At 33.4% G+C, this 18274-nt stretch carries 13 protein-coding genes; 1 reads left to right on the forward strand and 12 read right to left on the reverse strand.

What is annotated here, in order from left to right:
- The first annotated feature begins 335 nt into the window (after window positions 1–335).
- A complete protein-coding gene (locus ACFFU9_RS12735) occupies window positions 336–2327 on the forward strand; it encodes a right-handed parallel beta-helix repeat-containing protein (RefSeq protein WP_379861846.1) in 1992 nt (663 codons plus the stop codon).
- A gap of 248 nt (window positions 2328–2575) precedes the next feature.
- Here the strand turns inward: ACFFU9_RS12735 and ACFFU9_RS12740 are convergent, their stop codons facing one another.
- From ACFFU9_RS12740 to ACFFU9_RS12795, 12 genes are all read right to left on the reverse strand, one after another.
- The gene (locus ACFFU9_RS12740) at window positions 2576–3952 is read right to left on the reverse strand and encodes a phenylacetate--CoA ligase family protein (RefSeq protein ID WP_379861848.1); all 1377 of its coding nucleotides are present in this window, start codon (window positions 3950–3952) and stop codon (window positions 2576–2578) included.
- A gap of 4 nt (window positions 3953–3956) precedes the next feature.
- A complete protein-coding gene (locus ACFFU9_RS12745) occupies window positions 3957–5096 on the reverse strand; it encodes a glycosyltransferase family 1 protein (RefSeq protein WP_379861849.1) in 1140 nt (379 codons plus the stop codon).
- A 1-nt stretch (window position 5097) separates the two neighbouring features.
- Window positions 5098–5988, reverse strand: a complete 891-nt coding sequence (locus ACFFU9_RS12750) for a glycosyltransferase family 2 protein (RefSeq protein ID WP_379861850.1) — start codon at window positions 5986–5988, stop codon at window positions 5098–5100.
- An 11-nt stretch (window positions 5989–5999) separates the two neighbouring features.
- Entirely contained in the window at window positions 6000–7085 is a 1086-nt protein-coding gene (locus ACFFU9_RS12755; protein ID WP_379861851.1) for an EpsG family protein, read from the reverse strand.
- A gap of 10 nt (window positions 7086–7095) precedes the next feature.
- On the reverse strand, window positions 7096–8211 hold the full coding sequence (locus ACFFU9_RS12760; RefSeq protein ID WP_379861852.1) for a glycosyltransferase family 4 protein: 1116 nt from the start codon (window positions 8209–8211) through the stop codon (window positions 7096–7098).
- 114 nt (window positions 8212–8325) lie between these two features.
- Entirely contained in the window at window positions 8326–9438 is a 1113-nt protein-coding gene (locus ACFFU9_RS12765) for a glycosyltransferase family 4 protein (protein WP_379861853.1), read from the reverse strand.
- Complete coding sequence (locus tag ACFFU9_RS12770) at window positions 9431–10405, reverse strand: polysaccharide pyruvyl transferase family protein (protein ID WP_379861854.1); 975 nt, start codon at window positions 10403–10405, stop codon at window positions 9431–9433. The genes ACFFU9_RS12765 and ACFFU9_RS12770 overlap by 8 nt, the downstream gene beginning before the upstream one ends.
- A gap of 2 nt (window positions 10406–10407) precedes the next feature.
- Entirely contained in the window at window positions 10408–11688 is a 1281-nt protein-coding gene (locus ACFFU9_RS12775) for a hypothetical protein (RefSeq protein ID WP_379861855.1), read from the reverse strand.
- Window positions 11672–13213, reverse strand: coding sequence for a lipopolysaccharide biosynthesis protein (locus ACFFU9_RS12780; protein WP_379861856.1), 1542 nt, complete (start codon window positions 13211–13213; stop codon window positions 11672–11674). The genes ACFFU9_RS12775 and ACFFU9_RS12780 overlap by 17 nt, the downstream gene beginning before the upstream one ends.
- 33 nt (window positions 13214–13246) lie before the next feature.
- On the reverse strand, window positions 13247–14530 hold the full coding sequence (locus tag ACFFU9_RS12785) for a nucleotide sugar dehydrogenase (protein ID WP_379861857.1): 1284 nt from the start codon (window positions 14528–14530) through the stop codon (window positions 13247–13249).
- A 7-nt stretch (window positions 14531–14537) separates the two neighbouring features.
- Complete coding sequence (locus tag ACFFU9_RS12790; protein ID WP_379861859.1) at window positions 14538–15917, reverse strand: nucleotide sugar dehydrogenase; 1380 nt, start codon at window positions 15915–15917, stop codon at window positions 14538–14540.
- 2 nt (window positions 15918–15919) lie between these two features.
- Entirely contained in the window at window positions 15920–16906 is a 987-nt protein-coding gene (locus ACFFU9_RS12795; RefSeq protein WP_379861860.1) for an SDR family oxidoreductase, read from the reverse strand.
- Window positions 16907–18274 lie beyond the last annotated feature (1368 nt).

Here is an 18274-nt window from a genome sequence, read left to right on the forward strand (position 1 = left end):
TAAGCGCTAACCTATTAACAGTAAATAATTTATATCAAATTATTAACAATACATTCACTTATTTAATTGTAAATATTATATTTGCGTGCCTGAAAAAAAATCAATTTTTTTTAATCCAAAAAATCTAAATATTAACCTGATGCGTATATGGGGTAGAACTGGACTCAAAAACACTTCTAAACGCTAATTTTTTGCATTTTGTCGATAATTTTTAATCTCAAATGAGTATTTCGTCGAAAAAAAACGTGTTTAATCGATTTTAGTCTGTTTTAGTAATACTATTGTAAAATTATTTATTCCAGTGCCCTTTAATGATTATGAAAAAGACGATTAAAATGAAAAAAATGATTAAAAACATGTTACCCGCGCTCCTTTTAATAATAACCCTAGCATCTTGTAATACAGAAGACCTATATGTAGAATCGGTAACCCAATCGACTACAGATATCGAAAAAGAGGAAGATATAGGCTTGCCTGAGGGTGAAGCTTTAGATATCACGACCCCTTGCGATTATGCTTTAGACCAAGTCGAGCCAAATTCCACGCTTATTATTAACTGTGTTTTAGATTTAAAAGGCCAAACGGTGACCTTACCAGCAAATGTGACCATTGAGTATCAAGGCGGGGAGGTGATTAACGGAACCCTTAATTTTTCTCAAAATACGACTATAGATAGTGGTATTTTAAATCAATCTTTAGAGATAGGGGGCGCTAAACCTTCTGTAAAAGATACAAGCTTTGATTTTATTCCTAGTAAATGGGGGATTGTTGAGGGGAAAGTAACGTCTGAAGTTGCATTAAGAAATAGAGATATTTTAGAGTCTACTATGAATACCGTTAAAAATTTGGGAATTAATACGTTTTCCATAGGTAAAATGGATGCTTATTTTGAGGTTAGTAAAGTTACGAGCACCACGACTAACCAGAATTTTTACCCAAGTACAGAAGCTATAAATATACCGTCTGATTTTAATTTAGAAATGGCGGATAATACTATACTCAGAGTTTTTCCAACAACAAACAAAGGCTCAGCCTCACTTCTTGCAATTGCAGATGCTAGCAATGTTACTGTTAAAGGCGGAGTTTTGTATGGAGATCGGGATTTAAGACAATATGATAAAGCGAATGCAGAAGATGGCGCTTTATTATTTACTATTAGGTCTGGGAAAAATATAATATTGGATGGTATTAAGTTTACCATGAGTTCTAGAACTGCCCTAACCATAAATTCATTTGGTTTTACTTTCAATCCAGATTATAATCCAGGTAATAATATTACGGTAAGAAATTGTCTTTTTGAAAGAAATAGAGGTATGGCCTGTTCAATAACCGATGGACATAACATATTGGTTGAAAGCAATACTTTTATAGACACTGCACAACCAACTAAGCTCTCTGATGGAGGTGTAGTAGGTTTTGCTATAAATATTGAGCCCGTTAGGACGCGTAATGTTGCTACAGGTGAATTAGTATATTATCAGAATGTTTATGATGTGACTATTAAAAATAATACTGAAATAAACAGTAGAATAGGTGCATTTAATATTTATTTAGGCGATAATATTTTAATTGAGGGAAATAATATAGATACTGGTGTGGGGTATACATTTGCTACAAATTGCAAAATTTATAATAATGATTTTGTTCAAAAAATTGCTGGACTTAGGCCAGCCATTCTTGCTGGCGGGGCAGGTGAGACTGTTTTTGGAAATGAGATTTCTAATAATAGTATACTAGGGTACGGTGTTGGAATTGCAGCCAATCATAAAAATGTGAATATTTTTAATAATAAAATAAATGATTGTAAAATAGGCATACAGCTAAAACAATCAACTAATATGAAAATATATGGTAATTCTATTAAAAATATTAAAACTGCAAGTAAGGGAATTACAGCACATATCGCAGAAGTTAACGATGTCGATATTTATAATAACGATATTGATGTGGTTACGAACCCTTTGTATTTTGTTCAATTAAATAAACTTAGTACTTCTGCAAAATTTAACGTGAAGGTTTATAGTAATAAACTTAGTAACAGCAATAATGGAGCTTTATCTTTTTCAAATGCTAACGGGGTAGATTTTTATAATAATAGTGTAAAAGGAGGCTTGCAATTAGGAACTGTTCAAAATTTCAAAATATCGAATAATACCATTACAAGTTATAATAAACATGGTATCCATTTGACTAAATCTAATTCAAATGTTCAGATTAACCTCAATAAAACGACTGTTGAAGGAACGAACACACGTTTTCAATGTATAAAAAACGAAACAATTGGGGGAAGCAATATAATTTTAAGCTCAAATAATGTATGTATTTAATAAATAAGTAAATAGAACAATTAATTAATCGGTGATTATTAAATAATATTCAAAATTAATTAGTTTACATTTTTTAAAGAAAAAGTTTTATGAAACAATCACAGATGTTTTATAAAACTTTTTCTAATCTGAATAAATTCCACACTGTATCAAAAAGGGATTTCCTTTTGGATATTGATTGAGTCTTTCTTATGAAGAAAAGTTGGACTACGATGATATATATTCCAATTCATATTAAAAATAAACTCTTAATAATTCAATGAATTTTTAACAAGTCTAAACTTGCCACTCTTTTCAACTGCAATGTCTTTAACATAGGTCACGTTTATTTCCATTTTAGCACCTACACGCTCTCTTAAATTACTTGTAAACCTTTTACTATCGTTATCTGTAAACGTTTCTTCATCTTTAATGATAAGCACTAACAGTTTGTTTTTATGATGTTGTTGTACTTGAAATTTAACAATACCCTTTACGCCTTTAAGACAGTTGGATACATTTCCTAAGTTTATTTTCCCTGTTTCTTCTGAATAAATATAATCTGAAGCACGTCCTAGAATTTCTTTTACTAATGGGTTGTTATTCCCGCAGATACACTTATCAGAGCTTAATTCTATTACATCACCAATATCATAACGAATTAAAGGGGTGCCATGAGTATGGAACGCTGTAACTACTAATCGCCCTTTATGTGCTGGTTTAAAAGCATCGTCTAACACTTCAAAAACCCCACTTTGTAATTCCATATGCAGATTTTTGTTTCGGCACTCTGTAATAAATGGTGCACCTTCCGATGATGCATATTGGTTGTACACATTTGTTTTAAAATAATGTTCTAATGTGCTTCTAATAGCTTGCGTTACTGTTTCTGCCGTTGGAAATATGGCTTTAATGGTGTGTGGAGGAAAAGGAATATTATGTTTTTCTCCGTATTTTGCAATTTCATACATCGTAGAAGGAAAACCTACCATGAATTCAGGTCTAAATTTTATTAAATTTTGTAAATAATACTTTAAGTATTTTTCATGTATATAAAAAGTAGAATAATACCTTACTTTATATAGATAATCTGTTTTCCAAAACCTGTTTTTTTTCACATCGCGCTCTGATAGTAAACTTTTTCCGCTAAACCAAGCCGTTTTTTTTCCTAATGTATACCCAAATTTTGATCTAAAATTGTCTAATATAGCAAAGCGCTCCGCTGTGTCTTCAGCTGTGTATACCACCTCTAGAGACTTTCCTGTTGTACCTCCGGTTTTAGAAACATGCCCCTTATTTTTAGTAATAGTATAAACGCTGTCAATATCAATGCGTAGGGCTTCTTTATCTATTATAGGCAAAGTTTCAATGTTGTCGATATTTTCAGGATTTGCAATCTCGCTATATTTCTTTTTATAAAATGATGAATATGATATGGCATGCGCAATAAATTCGCCGTATTTTTCTTTTTGAATTTTTAATAAGGCATCTAAAGCTAACTTATTATTGGCTTTATAGTGTTTTAAATACTCATAATATAATGTGGAATAGCGTTTGCGGTAGGCAAGTATATTAAAAAAGGTGATGATTAAGTTCTGAATACTATGAGGTGCAGAGCGATATATTTTTTCTTTAAAGCCTTCCATATCCTTATTTGTAATGTTGTATATAAAAATTTTCGATGTTTAATGCATTTTCAGTGATATCATAGTTACCATCCGTAATCTGTTTTAAATTATTTTTCTTTTCGAAAGGAACAAGTGATACAACTGTATTGGCCCAATATTGAGGCTTTAAATCAATTGATAAATAGTGGATATCATCAGTTAATTGAACTTCTTTTGTTATGGTGTCTGAGGCTAAAATTTTAACTCCAGCAGCTTGTGCCTCTATCAATGTAACGGGCAAGCCTTCATAAAAGGACGGGAAAACAAAAATATCTATAAGCTGTAAAAGTTCGGGTATATTGGTGCGTAAACCTAAAAATTTCACTTGATTGCTAACCTCTAATTTTTCTGTAAGCCTTTTTATTTGATCATCTAAATGACCATCGCCTATTAAGATTAAAATAAAATTCTTGTTTATTTTGAGAACTTCTGCAAAAATCCGGATTAAATACTCATGGTTTTTTTGATGTGTAAATCGGCCTATATGGCCTAAAACCGTTTGATTGTCTATTTGAAATTCCTTTTTTAATTGTTCTGATAGAGATGGATTATAAACAAATGTTTTGGCGTTAATGGCATTATTCATAACCTTAAACGGCATTTGCTCTCCAAACAACCATTTGCCTGCTTTAATACCACAGGCGAACCGATGCGTACTATGCTTGTGAATTTTTTTCTTTACTTGAATCTTTATTATTTTTTTTATGGCTTCAATAAAGTTTGCTTTACTTTTTAAAGTTGTTTTTATGTTAATGGGATCCATGGCAATATGCGCATGTGCTATTCTGACTGGTATATTAAATTCTTCAGCAACCTTTAGAGGAAAACAACTAAAAGTGTTTAAATGGGAGTGTACAATTTTATAAGTATGATGTGTTTTGAAAAATTCACGTAGCGCATTATAATAATTTTGGGGAAATATGGGGTTTATTTCAGGCAACCGATATATCACGCCACCCAGTTGTTCTATCTCTGCATCGAAGGCAGCTGAGCCTTCTCGATGTACTAAAAAATCAAATTGTATTTTGGTTTTATCTATGTGTCTGTAATAATTCATGATCATAGACTCGGCACCGCCTCGCCCCATGGTCGTAAAAACTTGTAATATTCGAATAGGTTGCATATTAAAAATCGCTTTTGGTTTTATATCGGATATATAAATTTAAAGCAATACCGAATGGGATTGCCAATAGAGTTAAGCCTTTATTAGGAGATTCCTTAATGAAATTCCAATTTTTAGAAAACATAGCGCTGGATATATAATGTATAGTGTTTTTTAATTTATCTTTAGGATTTTTAGCGAGTGCCATTCTCGATTTTCTTGAAAAAGCAAAACCTTTTGGATGTTTTCTGTATTGTTTTAATATGTTCATACTAGAACCGTCCGCCATATATTCTACAATGCAAAACACTTCATTAACCGGATGTAATACGTAGTCTTGATCGATTAGTTGATATAAATAGCCCAAAGGCACAAAGCGCTCGCCTTTGAAAATAGGGTAGGGTGGATATTTTTTCACAACTTCTGTTCTGTATACTAATTTTTTATCTCCTAAAACACCATGTGTATTATAAACATCATACAATGTGGTACTCTTAACGGTATTGGGTATTTTTGTTCCAATAATAGCTCCCGTTTTATCGGCATCTAAGCCTATTAAACCCGCATATTCAGGTTTGTTCTCAATAGTTTTCCAGTGTTTTAAAATAATTTCCACCGCATTACTGGGCATAAAGTCATCTGAATCAATACAAACATTTAACTCCGTTTCAATTAAGCGGTATGCAGCGTTATGCCCGCCGTGCATGCCTTGGTTTTCTTGATAATGATATTGGATTTTAATTTTATTTTCTTGAATCCAGGAATCTACTAATGCTTTGGTATTATCTGTAGATCCGTCATCTATAATTAACCAAAGGAAGTCCTTATTGGTTTGCGATACAAAGCTGTCGTAACATTGGTGCAAACAGTAAGCTCTATTAAAAGTGGGTGTGAAAATAGTGATTTTCTCCATAAGGTTAAGAATTAAGCATAATAAATAAAAAACATTAAAAATGTAAATAAAAAATAGGCGGTGACTACTTTTGCAATAATCAGTTGCTGATTATTAAAGAATTTTTGTTTAAGTAAGGGATATATAATGATAATTGCCATAAGAAACCAAGATAAGTATGCAAAACGATTTGAAAAATTGGCACGTATCACTAAAATCCAAAATCCATTACAAATTAAATAAGTAATTAAAATTTGATTATAAAAAACATCATTAAATTTTTTTATAAAAATAAAATAATAGCCTGCAAAAACAGGGAAAGCACTATAGAATAAAAAATCCCAACGAAAACGAGTATCTGTTTGAGAAGTTCCAGATAGGTAAGCTGTTAGTCTATCGTCTCCAAAGCCTAAACTTGTAAATAATGCAATAAATAAAGAGCCTAAAAAGAAGGATAACGGTATCGCAAACAACCACAATTTAAAATATGTTTTTGGAACATTATATAAATAAGTTAAACCAAATGCTGCAATCGGAAGTAAAAGCGTTTTGTGGAGTAACATTGCTATTAAAAAAAAGAAAGACATGATAATTTTTTTTCTAGTATAACATAAACCCCATAAAAATAAGGATGTTGCCAATCCATTTCGGATTCCATTTGTACCATAAGAAAAAAAAGAGAATGAGACTATAAACATTAAAAATGAATAAAACCAATATTCTTTAAAATGCACTTTAGATAGAAGATACATGGGCCAAACATAAATAAATGTCGTTATTAGAAAGAATGCGTGTACGCCCATGATTTGTGATGCTGCTTTCATATAATAGTGAAAAAAAACATCTTTATTACTTGTTATTTCTGCACCCATCATGTATCCATTGTAATAGCGTGCATATGTAATCATATCACCAAAAGCATATCCACTTATAGGTCTTAACCCTATATATAAAATAATTAACACTAATAATATAAACCCAGTAGATCTTAAAAATTTTAAGTTTTTATCATGGTCTAAATTTAAACTATATCCGTGTAATAAATTTATAATGACTAAACACAAAGTAAAATAAATATATACTTCGTAATAATGTTGTAATGGTATAAAGTTTATCATTTACTTGATACTAGTTGTTTTTGAAAATATTTAGCCAAATTGGCATAATCTTTTCTTCACTAAAACGTTGGACATTTATTTTCCCTTGTTTACCATAAATCATTCTAGTTTTTTCGTTGTTTATAAGTTTTAGAGTATTTTCTGCTAGCATTTGTATGTTTTCTTTTTCTACCAATAAACCATCAACTTCATGATTAATGATATGCCGAGGCCCATTGGGGCAATCAAAAGAGACTATTGGTACACCGCAAGCTTGAGCTTCAAGTAAAACCATTGGAAAACACTCAGTATGCGAAGACATCACATAAATGGAGGATTCTAAGATTTTTTCTTCTAAATTATTAGTTGCCCCTTTAAAATACACATGGTTGTTTAAATTTAATTTAGATATTTGAGCTTTTAATTTGTCTATATAATCTACCTCTCCATCTCCATAGATTTCTAATACCCAATCTGGTTGCCTTTTAGCAACTTCTTGCCAAGCCCATATTAAGTTTTCGAACCCTTTTACAGGTGCTATTCTTCCTGCACTTATTGCTTTTTTATTTGTTAAATTAGCAGTTTTAGAATTAAAATGAGTAATAGCGTTCGGGATAACTAGTTTATTTTCTGATTTATAATAGTTGAGTTCATCAGATGTTAAAACAACAATGTGGTTATATTTAGCTTCAAAATAATCTGTTACCTTATAGAGGATTTTTTTTATGATATTAGTGTTTTGTTGCCGTTTTAAATTATAAAAATAACGAGAGGAATGGTATTCTTTAATGATGTTCTTTTTTTTAGCTAAAAAAGGTATAAAATAAAATCCATATTCATAATTACAAACTACAACAACATCAGGATTGATAGTTTTAAGCACTTTTTTAAGCCGCTTGTAGTGTGTGTAAGCATATTTAATGTTTGAAGGATGTAAAAAACTAACAGCTCTATTATATGGAATTTCTAAGTCATGTAAATTAACAGTATCAGGAAGCGGATAGCATGGTAGATTTTCTTCCTGTTGAAAGGTTACCACATGTAGACTGGCCTTAGTATGTTCACTCAAATAATTAAGTTTATTAGCCATGACACGTTCCAAGCCTCCGTGCATATGTATTTGATCTGTGTAATAAACAATTGTCATTTTATATTATATTATTACATTTTAAAAGAATTCAATTTATTCTTGTCTAATTACTTGAAATTTGAAACTCTATAAATTAACAAAAAAACAAGTTATAAACTAAGTTTAAAATAATTATTTACTTATTAGCTGTTGAAAAAGCAAATCCCATTGATGGACTATTTTTTCGGGCTGATATCTCAAAACATTAACTCGTGCATTATGCCCCATACTTTGTCTCAAAGATTCGTTTTCTATCAACTCACAAATTTTGTCGGCAAATCCTGGAATGTTATGATTAGGAACTAAAAAACCATCAACACCATTTTTAATAATATCTCCAGGGCCATGTGGGCAGTCAAACGACACACAAGGCACACCGTATGCCATGGCTTCTGTTAAAACCATACCAAAACCTTCGTATCTTGAAGACATGGCATAAATGGATGCTTTTTGGTACTTTTCGCCTATGTTCTTTTCTGGTGGAAAAAAAGTGACTGTTTTTTCAATCTGTAATTTATGTGCTAATTCTAATAAACCTTCCTTTTTATCAATAGTGCCATAAATTTCTAGTTTCCATTCTGGATGTTTATCAATTACCATTTTCCAACTTTGCAATAACCGATTATAGCCTTTTTGGTAGCAATGTTTCCCTACTGCAATCACCATTTTATTTTGTAATGTTGAAAACTCGGAAGGATAAAAGGAAAGCGGGTTTGAGATAACCTGTATGTTTTTTAATGCCCATTCTTTTAAATTCCCATGAGTTAAAACAATAAACGTATCATATTGTTTTGCGCCAAAATCCATAAGCGCATAGGTTAGTTTTAATTTTATTTTTTGAAGTAAAGACTGTTTGTCATTTTTTATTTCAATGTTTTTAGACACATGCCGTTCGTATACCATAGGGCAGGGCTTATTAATAAACCAAGGTACAAACAACCCTTTTAAGCCATCATCGCACACCAATATTATATCGGGTTTAATCTGGTTTACAGCTTGCTTTAAACCTTTTTTATAACTTAAAAAATAATTAAATTTAGAACCTTTGGCAGTAACATTGTGATAAATTAATTGGTCACTAAATTTATAGAACAAAGGTGTATCGCCTTGATTTAAAGTGAGTATATGTACCTCGTAATCTAAATTTTCTGCTAAATAACTTGCCTTAATAGATAACACGCGCTCTAAGCCTCCAGAACCGCATATTTGATTGGTGATGTAAAGTAATTTAATTTTACTAGACATTGACTATGAATTTTTCACACGTTTCTTTTAATGCATTAGCCATTTCATGATGCCGCTCTAAATTTTTAACTACTGTATTACTATCAATTTTCCCTTTTAAATCAAAGTTAGCACTAAAGTCTCCTGTTTTACTATTCACATCGATACGATTAAAAAGTTCCAATATGCCATCAAAACGACAAGAATCTACAAAACTATCAAACCCATTAACAAATATAACGGGGGTACCCATTGCCAAGCAGGGTAAAGCACAATGGATACGGGAGGTGATGACTAATCTTGCTCTAGCGTATTTTTTTAAAAGTGTTTCTGCCATCTCAAATTTTTCTTCATGAGAATAGGTATTCGATGGGGGCTCTTGATTGATGAATTCGGCAGAACTTAAAAGATCTTTAGAAATAAATTTTTCTAAATGGTTTTTCTTTTTTGATAATTGAAAGGCCGTACCGTTTAGTAGGTTTCTTACTGTAGCTTTTGTATTGTAAAATATCTTTTCTGGTCTTGGATAACTATATAAAGGATCGACGATATAAATATCATCACCTCTTTCGGTATCCTCCACTTTATAAGAGTCTAAGGTTAAGGTTAAGCAGCCCGTAAAGTAAGCGTCAATACCTTTTGCATTTAGCGTATCGGCAGTAAATTTATCTCTACAACCAATAGGTGCATGTTTTTTCAAATAGGCTATTCCTTTTTCGCTCAGCATAAACGGCGCGGCGGTATTATTCATATGAAAAGACACAAAAAGTGGGTCTATAGCGTCTGAAGGCACCCAATTATGAATGTTATGGGTAAACCAACCGTTCATAATCAGCTTTGTTTTTTCTCCTTTATATTCTGCTAACTTTTCTCGATTCAATAAAACATCTGTTTGAGGCAAAAATTGTTTAGCCGCTAAACTTTGAATGTTATCGCCCACGTTAAAAAAACGTTTATTTTCATCGTATTTTAGTAATCCGTACTTCATAATTAAGAATATCTAATTTTTTTATATAATGTGTAAATAGTGGATAAACGATTTCTTAAAACAAACTTCACCCTGTAAATCAATCGTTTAGGGTTATTCGCTTTTTTATCTAAAAGTTTATGTAATTCACCACTTCTTATTTTATCTATTTGTTTTTTTTCTACTTCTTTGTTCTTGAATACAAAAAAAGAAGTGCTGCTTTTCGCTTTTTCCATAAGTTCAAACCAAAAATACTGCATCCCTTTACTTGCAGTACCTTGTTCTAACAACTTAAACATATTTTCATATAGGCTTTCATTTACATTAAAGCCATAATTATTGGGATTTTCACCATTTAAAATAAGTCCAAGTATTGTTCGATAACATTTCTCACACTTACCACAATTGAATTGGGTTCTTAATTCTGAATAACAAACCCTTAACTTAAACTTGCTTTTATTTTCTATAGAAAATTGACTAATTAAATCAACTTTATCCTGTCTTTTAAGTTCGTAGCCATCATGAAACACTTTAATGCCAGCCCAACTAATTTTTTCATCGCTTAAAGGGGTAGAACCCCAAGCAATGTCAATATCTTTAGTATAAGATGAGGCAATGTAAATGTTGCCATATCCTTTTATATATGATAAAGGCGCTAATACGCCTATAAGTGATAATCCATGCTGGACTTTCCCCCACCATCCAATATCTTTTAAAAGTAACTCTACCTGATATGTATAAAACTCTCTTACATTAGTTTCAATATACTCTTTTTGGTTATTTTCTAAAAGAGATTCACTTTCGATGAATTTAGTAAAGCTGACCCATTGCTGTTCGTCTTTTATCTCTATATCTGCACCTAAAATAGTTACTAGATCTGGAGTTTTATTAAAAACCCTAATATATGTAGCATAAGCATCTACACCTCCGCTAAAAAGCATAGCCGAAGTATGTCCTTCAATTTCATTTTTAATTAATTTTTTAGCAATTAAATCACCTTTTAGTTGATAGTCTGGAAATTGTTTTTGAAATTCAATTTTAACCAAGTTTAAAGCATTAAAGAAATCCTCATCTACTTCTTGAATTTCAATATTAAAACCAGCAAACCATGCAATAGGCATTACATTTGACAAAAATGGAATCACTAAAATACTTTTAGGAACGTTCTTAATACTTACCCCATATTTAGCATAAAAAGGCTGTTTTACGTTAAAGTGTTTTTTTGTGAAGCTGTTAGTCGCACTGTAATCATAAAAGATTTTTTTGCCATCAGCTTCTATCTCAATATTATTTAGTTTTAGCATGGAAATTTAATTTATTTAAAATTGGAGCGAAATACTGTTTAAACAAGTCTTTTTCAAAAGCAATAAGGCCTAACTTATATATTAAAGTAGCGTAAACAACGGAATAGACGATAGCTTTTACTATGAAATTGATCCAACCTGTACCTGGTATATAATTAATAAAATAACTGATAATAAAAACCAATCCAACAGTTGGTAGTGTTTTGTATGCTAATTCTTTAAAAAATCTTAAAATATTTAGACCTATAACCTTATGATAATAAAAATTCATGACATTTTGAACAATAAGCCAGCCCGTTACCGTACCAGTAATCATCCCTATAGCCCCATAAGATTGCGCTAGAAACGCTCCTAAAATAGCTCCTAATATTAAAAAGGATAAATATAAAATCGCTTTAAATGACAATTTGCTTTTGGCCTCTAAAATAGAGTTTCCAAACCCCTGAACCAAGGGTAGGGTATAGGCTAGCATAATTAATAAGGCAATAAGCCAAGTTTCTCGGCTTCCTGCTTCACCTAAAGTCTTGCCTACCCATAAATCTACAAATTGATTACCAAATAGCGCAAAAGCACCTAAAATATACATGAGTATAATAAAAGAGATACGGCCTATTTTAATCATCATACTTGTTAATTCTTCCCCAGTAGCATTACCAACAGCCATTTTGGTCGCTCTTGGCAAAAACACACTAGATATGGCAGTTGAGAATGCCCCATAATAGGTGCCTAAAACAATACCAATGCCATATATGGTAAGTACTTCTGGCGTGGCAACTCTCCCCAAAATCCAATGGCCTGCTTTCCATTGTAATATGCTAACTATTGCGAAAATGAAAATCCATGTAGAATAACCAAAAATTTGTTTAACATATTTAAACTTAAACTCGTGTAGTATAAATTTCACTTTAAGTTTAAAAAACACATAATATATTTCTATACACAGAAATATTCCATTAAACACCGTATCAATTACCACGAGTGCAATGGCTTTTCCACCCATGGTTAATACCGCCACAACGGTTACGGTTCTAAGAATATAACGGATGATATTAACTGTTTTTGGAAAAACAAATTTTTCGTATCCATAACAAATACCTGTAAAACTGCCACCGGGCAAACCTATGGCAATATTAAAAATTAGTAGCACAAAAATAGTTTTGGCGATACTGATTTCATCAGGCGTCATTTTAGTAAAATAGGTATCGATATACCCATAAAACGTAAAACCTATTATAAAAACGATGGTGGAGATAACCGCATAAATAAGCATGGTGGTCGCCAAAAAATTCTCTTCACCTTTACGGTCGTTTTCAGCTCTGTACTTGGCTACAAACCGCACGATTGTATTATTAAGTCCAAAATCTAAAAGCGATATAGTACCCACAAGCGCCCCAATAGCAATATAAATACCATATTCCGCTTGTCCAACATGGCTCAGAATAAAGGGAGTAATAAAAAGCCCCACCACATTGGTTAAAAATATGGTTGTATAATTTAATAAGGCCCCTTTTTTTAATTGACTCACAAGTTTATGTATTAGTTTTTGTAATTGTTCGGTTTACAATCTACCGTTTACTTTTCCTTTTAAAATGCCTTTCACATCATATAAAATGCCACTGGGTTTTAAAAGCGTATTTAGGTCCAACTTTAAAAATTCATCATGGGCTACGGTTAAAATAATAGCATCGTATTTTTCGTTAGCTAATGTTTTTGTTGTGCTTAAACCGTATTCATGCAACACCTCTTCTGGGTTTGCCCAAGGGTCGTAAATACTCACGTTGGTACCAAAACTTTTAAGCTGGTTGATCACATCTACTGCTTTAGTATTCCGTACATCGGGGCAGTTTTCCTTAAAGGTAATCCCTAAGTTTAATACTTTAGCGTCTTTAATACGAATGTCGTGCTGTACCATTAACTTAATAATTTCTGAAGCTACATATTGCCCCATGCTATCGTTAACACGACGGCCTGCCAAAATAATTTCGGGATGATAGCCTACTTCTTGCGCTTTTTGTGCTAAATAATACGGGTCTACACCAATACAATGGCCACCAACCAAACCGGGTTTAAAGGGCAGGAAGTTCCATTTGGTTCCAGCGGCTTCTAAAACGGCATGGGTATCAATACCCATCAGGTTGAAAATTTTAGCCAATTCGTTTACAAATGCAATATTGATATCGCGTTGTGAATTTTCTATAACCTTGGCCGCTTCTGCCACCTTAATTGTAGGCGCAAGATGTGTACCCGCGGTAATAATACTAGCGTATAAGGCGTCTACTTTTTTGCCTATTTCTGGGGTAGAGCCCGCCGTTACTTTTAATATTTTATCTACCGTATGAAATTTATCGCCCGGATTGATACGTTCTGGAGAATACCCAGCATAAAAATCGCTGTTGAAGGTTAGGCCACTCACCTTTTCTAAAATGGGGACACATTCGTCTTCGGTAACGCCAGGGTATACCGTCGATTCATAAATAACAATATCGCCTTTGGCCAAAACCTTAGCAACGGTTTCGCTAGACTTGTACAACGGGGTTAAATCGGGACGGTTGTTTTTATCGATGGGTGTAGGCACAGTCACGATATAGTAATTACAGTCTTTAATGTCTGCTATATCGGATGAGCAATACAGCCCTAAGGCATCGCTGGCAGCTGGTTTTAAAACGGATTTCAAAACATCGGAGGCAACTTCTAAGGTGTCATCGGTGCCTTGCTGTAAGGCGTCTATCCGTTTTTGATTGATATCGAAGCCCACAACGGCATATTTGGTCGCAAATAAACGGGCTAGTGGTAAGCCTACATACCCTAAGCCTATAATGGCAATTTTATCTTGTTTAGTCATATTCTATTTATTGTCCTATGGCGTAATAATCGAAGCCAATAGCCTTCATTTCAGATTTATCCAAGAGGTTTCTACCATCAAATATAAAGGCTGGTTTTTTCATATCTGTATATATTTTTTTCCAATCATAGGTTTTAAATTCATCCCATTCCGTCATTATCGCAACAGCATGCGCATTTTTTAAAGCCTCGTAAGGACAGGTTTCTACAGTAACCCCATCATTGTTTTCTTGTTCCGATCGTGTGTTTAGATAATTTAGATCGGATTGGATTTTAACACGTGACACTTTAGGATCGTAAACGGATAAAAGAGCTTGTTCGTTTAAGAGGTGGTCTGTAACATATATGGCAGCAGACTCTCTCGTGTCGTTGGTATCTTTTTTAAAAGCCCATCCCAAAACACCTATCTTTTTCCCCGATACGGTATCGTAAAGGGTTTTTATTAAACGCTCAGAAAAACGTCTTTTTTGATGGTCGTTCATTATGATCACTTGTTCCCAGTAATCGGCCACTTCATTAAGGTTATAGCTTCTGGCAATGTAAACCAAATTTAAAATATCCTTTTGAAAACAGGAGCCACCAAAACCGATAGAGGCTTGAAGAAATTTAGGGCCAATTCGCGAATCCATACCAATAGCCTTAGCCACTTCATTTATATTTGCTCCTGTGAGTTCACATAATTCGGAAATGGCATTAATGGACGAGACGCGCTGCGCTAAAAACGCATTAGCGGTTAGTTTTGATAATTCTGAAGACCACAAATTGGTTCGTAATATTTTGGCTTCAGGTACCCAAGTATTATAAATCTTCACTAAACTGTCTATCGCCGCTTCAGATTCGCCCCCTATTAACACCCGGTCTGGATGTAATAAGTCTTGAACAGCTGTACCTTCAGCTAAAAATTCTGGATTAGAAAGAATATGAAAGTTTATATCGCTACCTGTATTGTGCAAAATGCTTTTAATGGCTTCGGCAGTACGCACAGGTAAAGTGGATTTTTCTACAACTATTTTATCTGTTTTGGCCACTTCTGCAATATTTCGTGCACAAAGCTCGATATATTTTAAATCGGATGCCATCCCTTTTCCTTTGCCATAGGTTTTAGTAGGCGTGTTAACAGAAATGAATATCATTTCAGATTCATCGATAGCCGCATCGATATTGGTAGAGAAAAACAAATTTTTATTACGGGTTTCTTTTACAATATCTGCTAAGCCAGGTTCGTATATAGGGAGTTTAGAGAGGTCGGAATCATTCCAAGCATCAATACGGTCTTGATTAATATCGACTACTGTTATTTTTAAATGCGGATTGTTTTTAGCGATAACAGCCATAGTTGGGCCTCCAACATAACCAGCACCTATACAGCAAATTTTAGTAATTTTCATATCTATTTTAAATTTTTCCAATACCAGGTTACAGCCTGTTTTAGGCCTTTATTTATGTCGAATTTCGGGTCGTATCCCAGCAATGTTTTTGCCTTGTCTATAGATGCCAAAGAGTGTGGAATATCGCCAGCCCTTTGTGCGCCGTGCTTAATTTCCACTGTTTTAATTTTTGGATCGAATTCAGATAAATAATCTTTTAATAGGGTGGTTAATTCCAACAGTGTGGTACGTTCGCCATAGGCCACATTATAAACAGTATTTAAAGCCGCTTTATTAGTGGTTGTTAATGCTCTAATATTCATCTGAAGCACATTATCTATATACGTAAAATCACGTGAGTAACTGCCGTCTCCATTAATCGTTGGCGATTCGTAATCCATAAATTGCTGCACAAATTTTGGAATAACAGCTGCATAAGCCCCATTGGGGTCTTGACGCTGCCCGAACACATTAAAATAGCGCAGCCCTATGGTATCTAAGCCATAGGTACTACCAAAAATATCGGCATATAATTCGTTAACATATTTCGTAATGGCGTAGGGGGAAAGTGGTTTCCCGATATGGTCTTCTAGTTTAGGAAGCGCTTTTGAGTCGCCGTAAGTAGAAGAACTGGCTGCGTATACGAAGCGTTTTACTTTGGCGTCGCGAGCAGCGACCAGCATGTTTAAAAAGCCAGAGGTATTTACATCATTTGTGGTAATGGGGTCGTTTATAGATCTTGGTACAGATCCTAATGCGGCTTGGTGCAACACATAATCCACATTTTTACAGGCTGTATGGCAATCGTCAAGCGTTCGAATATCGCCTTCAATAAGTTTGAAGTTTTGGTTTTCAAGAAAAGGCGCTATATTTTTACGCTTGCCGGTAGCAAAATTATCTAGGCACACCACACGAACCTCATGATTTAAAAGCGTTTCACATAAATTGGAGCCAATAAAGCCAGCGCCACCTGTAACCAATACAGTTTTATTTCGTAGATTTTCAATCATTACATTTGGGTTTGGTTGTTTTGCGGGACAAATATGAAAAAAAATATCTAAACAAAAGATATTATTATATTAACTAAGCGTTTTTAACGATTAAAATCATGTTCTGATCAACATAGGGGGTTTTATCGATGAAATACCACGTTCAACTTAATATGGTCTTTTTTCACAGCTGTCATTCAGAGCGAAGCTTTATTCTGTCATTCAGAGCAAAGCGAAGAATCTTAGCTTACTATTAATTGTTAGATTCTTCAGTCGTTCCTCCTTCTGAATGACAGGGCATTAAGGATTGTTTTGTCATTCAGAGCGGAGCGAAGAATCTTAGCTTACTATTAATTGTTAGATTCTTCAGTCGCACCTCCTTCTGAATGACAAGGCATTAAGGATTGTTTTGTCATTCAGAGCGAAGCTTGTTTTGTCATTCAGGGCAAAGCGAAGAATCTTAGCTTAATTATGAATTATGAGGTTCTTCAGTCGTTCCTCCTTCTGAATGACAGGGCATTAAAGTTTGTTTTGTCATTCAGAGCAAAGCGAAGAATCTTAGCTTACTATTAATTGTTAGGTTCTTCAGTCGTGCCTCCTTCTGAAGGACGGGGCATTAAAGTTTGTTCTATCATTCAAAACGATTTTGTCATTCAGAGCAAAGCGAAGAATCTTAGCTTACTATTAATTGTTAGATTCTTCAGTCGTTCCTCCTTCTGAATGACAGGGCATTAAAGTTTGTTTTGTCATTCAGAGCGACTTTGTCATTCAGAGTGATTTTGTCATTCAGAGCAAAGCGAAGAATCTTAGCTTACTATTAATTGTTAGATTCTTCAGTCGTTCCTCCTTCTGAATGACAGGGCATTAAAGTTTGTTTTGTCATTCAGAGCGACTTTGTCATTCAGAGCAAAGCGAAGAATCTTAGCTTACTATTAATTGTAAGATTCTTCAGTCGTACCTCCTTCTGAATGACAAGACATTAAAGTTTGTTCTATCATTCAAAACGATTTTGTCATTCAGAGTGATTTTGTCATTCAGAGCAAAGCGAAGAATCTCATCTCAACTATCGATTGTTAGATTCTTCAGTCGTTCCTCCTTCTGAATGACAGGGCATTAAAGTTTGTTCTGTCATTCAGAGCGACTTTGTCATTCAGAGCAAAGCGAAGAATCTTGTCTTAATTATGGATTATGAGGTTCTTCAGTCGTTCCTCCTTCTGAATGACAAGGCATTAAGGGTTGTTTTGTCATTCAGAGCAAAGCGAAGAATCTTAGCTTAATTATGAATTGTTAGATTCATCAGTCGTGCCTCCTTCTGAAGGACAGGGGAATCAAAATACATAATTCACACCAAAAACAAAAAACATTCATTAAAAAGTCATTTTAACTTTT

The organism is Mariniflexile ostreae (assembly GCF_042427585.1).
GTDB lineage: Bacteria > Bacteroidota > Bacteroidia > Flavobacteriales > Flavobacteriaceae > Pseudalgibacter > Pseudalgibacter ostreae.

Coding starts and splice junctions, on each gene's coding strand:
- ACFFU9_RS12735 (WP_379861846.1), top strand. CDS start 336: ATGAAAAAAATGATTAAAAACATGTTACCCGCGCTCCTTTTAATAATA.
- ACFFU9_RS12740 (WP_379861848.1), bottom strand. CDS start 3,952: ATGGAAGGCTTTAAAGAAAAAATATATCGCTCTGCACCTCATAGTATT.
- ACFFU9_RS12745 (WP_379861849.1), bottom strand. CDS start 5,096: ATGCAACCTATTCGAATATTACAAGTTTTTACGACCATGGGGCGAGGC.
- ACFFU9_RS12750 (WP_379861850.1), bottom strand. CDS start 5,988: ATGGAGAAAATCACTATTTTCACACCCACTTTTAATAGAGCTTACTGT.
- ACFFU9_RS12755 (WP_379861851.1), bottom strand. CDS start 7,085: ATGATAAACTTTATACCATTACAACATTATTACGAAGTATATATTTAT.
- ACFFU9_RS12760 (WP_379861852.1), bottom strand. CDS start 8,211: ATGACAATTGTTTATTACACAGATCAAATACATATGCACGGAGGCTTG.
- ACFFU9_RS12765 (WP_379861853.1), bottom strand. CDS start 9,438: ATGTCTAGTAAAATTAAATTACTTTACATCACCAATCAAATATGCGGT.
- ACFFU9_RS12770 (WP_379861854.1), bottom strand. CDS start 10,405: ATGAAGTACGGATTACTAAAATACGATGAAAATAAACGTTTTTTTAAC.
- ACFFU9_RS12775 (WP_379861855.1), bottom strand. CDS start 11,688: ATGCTAAAACTAAATAATATTGAGATAGAAGCTGATGGCAAAAAAATC.
- ACFFU9_RS12785 (WP_379861857.1), bottom strand. CDS start 14,530: ATGACTAAACAAGATAAAATTGCCATTATAGGCTTAGGGTATGTAGGC.
- ACFFU9_RS12790 (WP_379861859.1), bottom strand. CDS start 15,917: ATGAAAATTACTAAAATTTGCTGTATAGGTGCTGGTTATGTTGGAGGC.
- ACFFU9_RS12795 (WP_379861860.1), bottom strand. CDS start 16,906: ATGATTGAAAATCTACGAAATAAAACTGTATTGGTTACAGGTGGCGCT.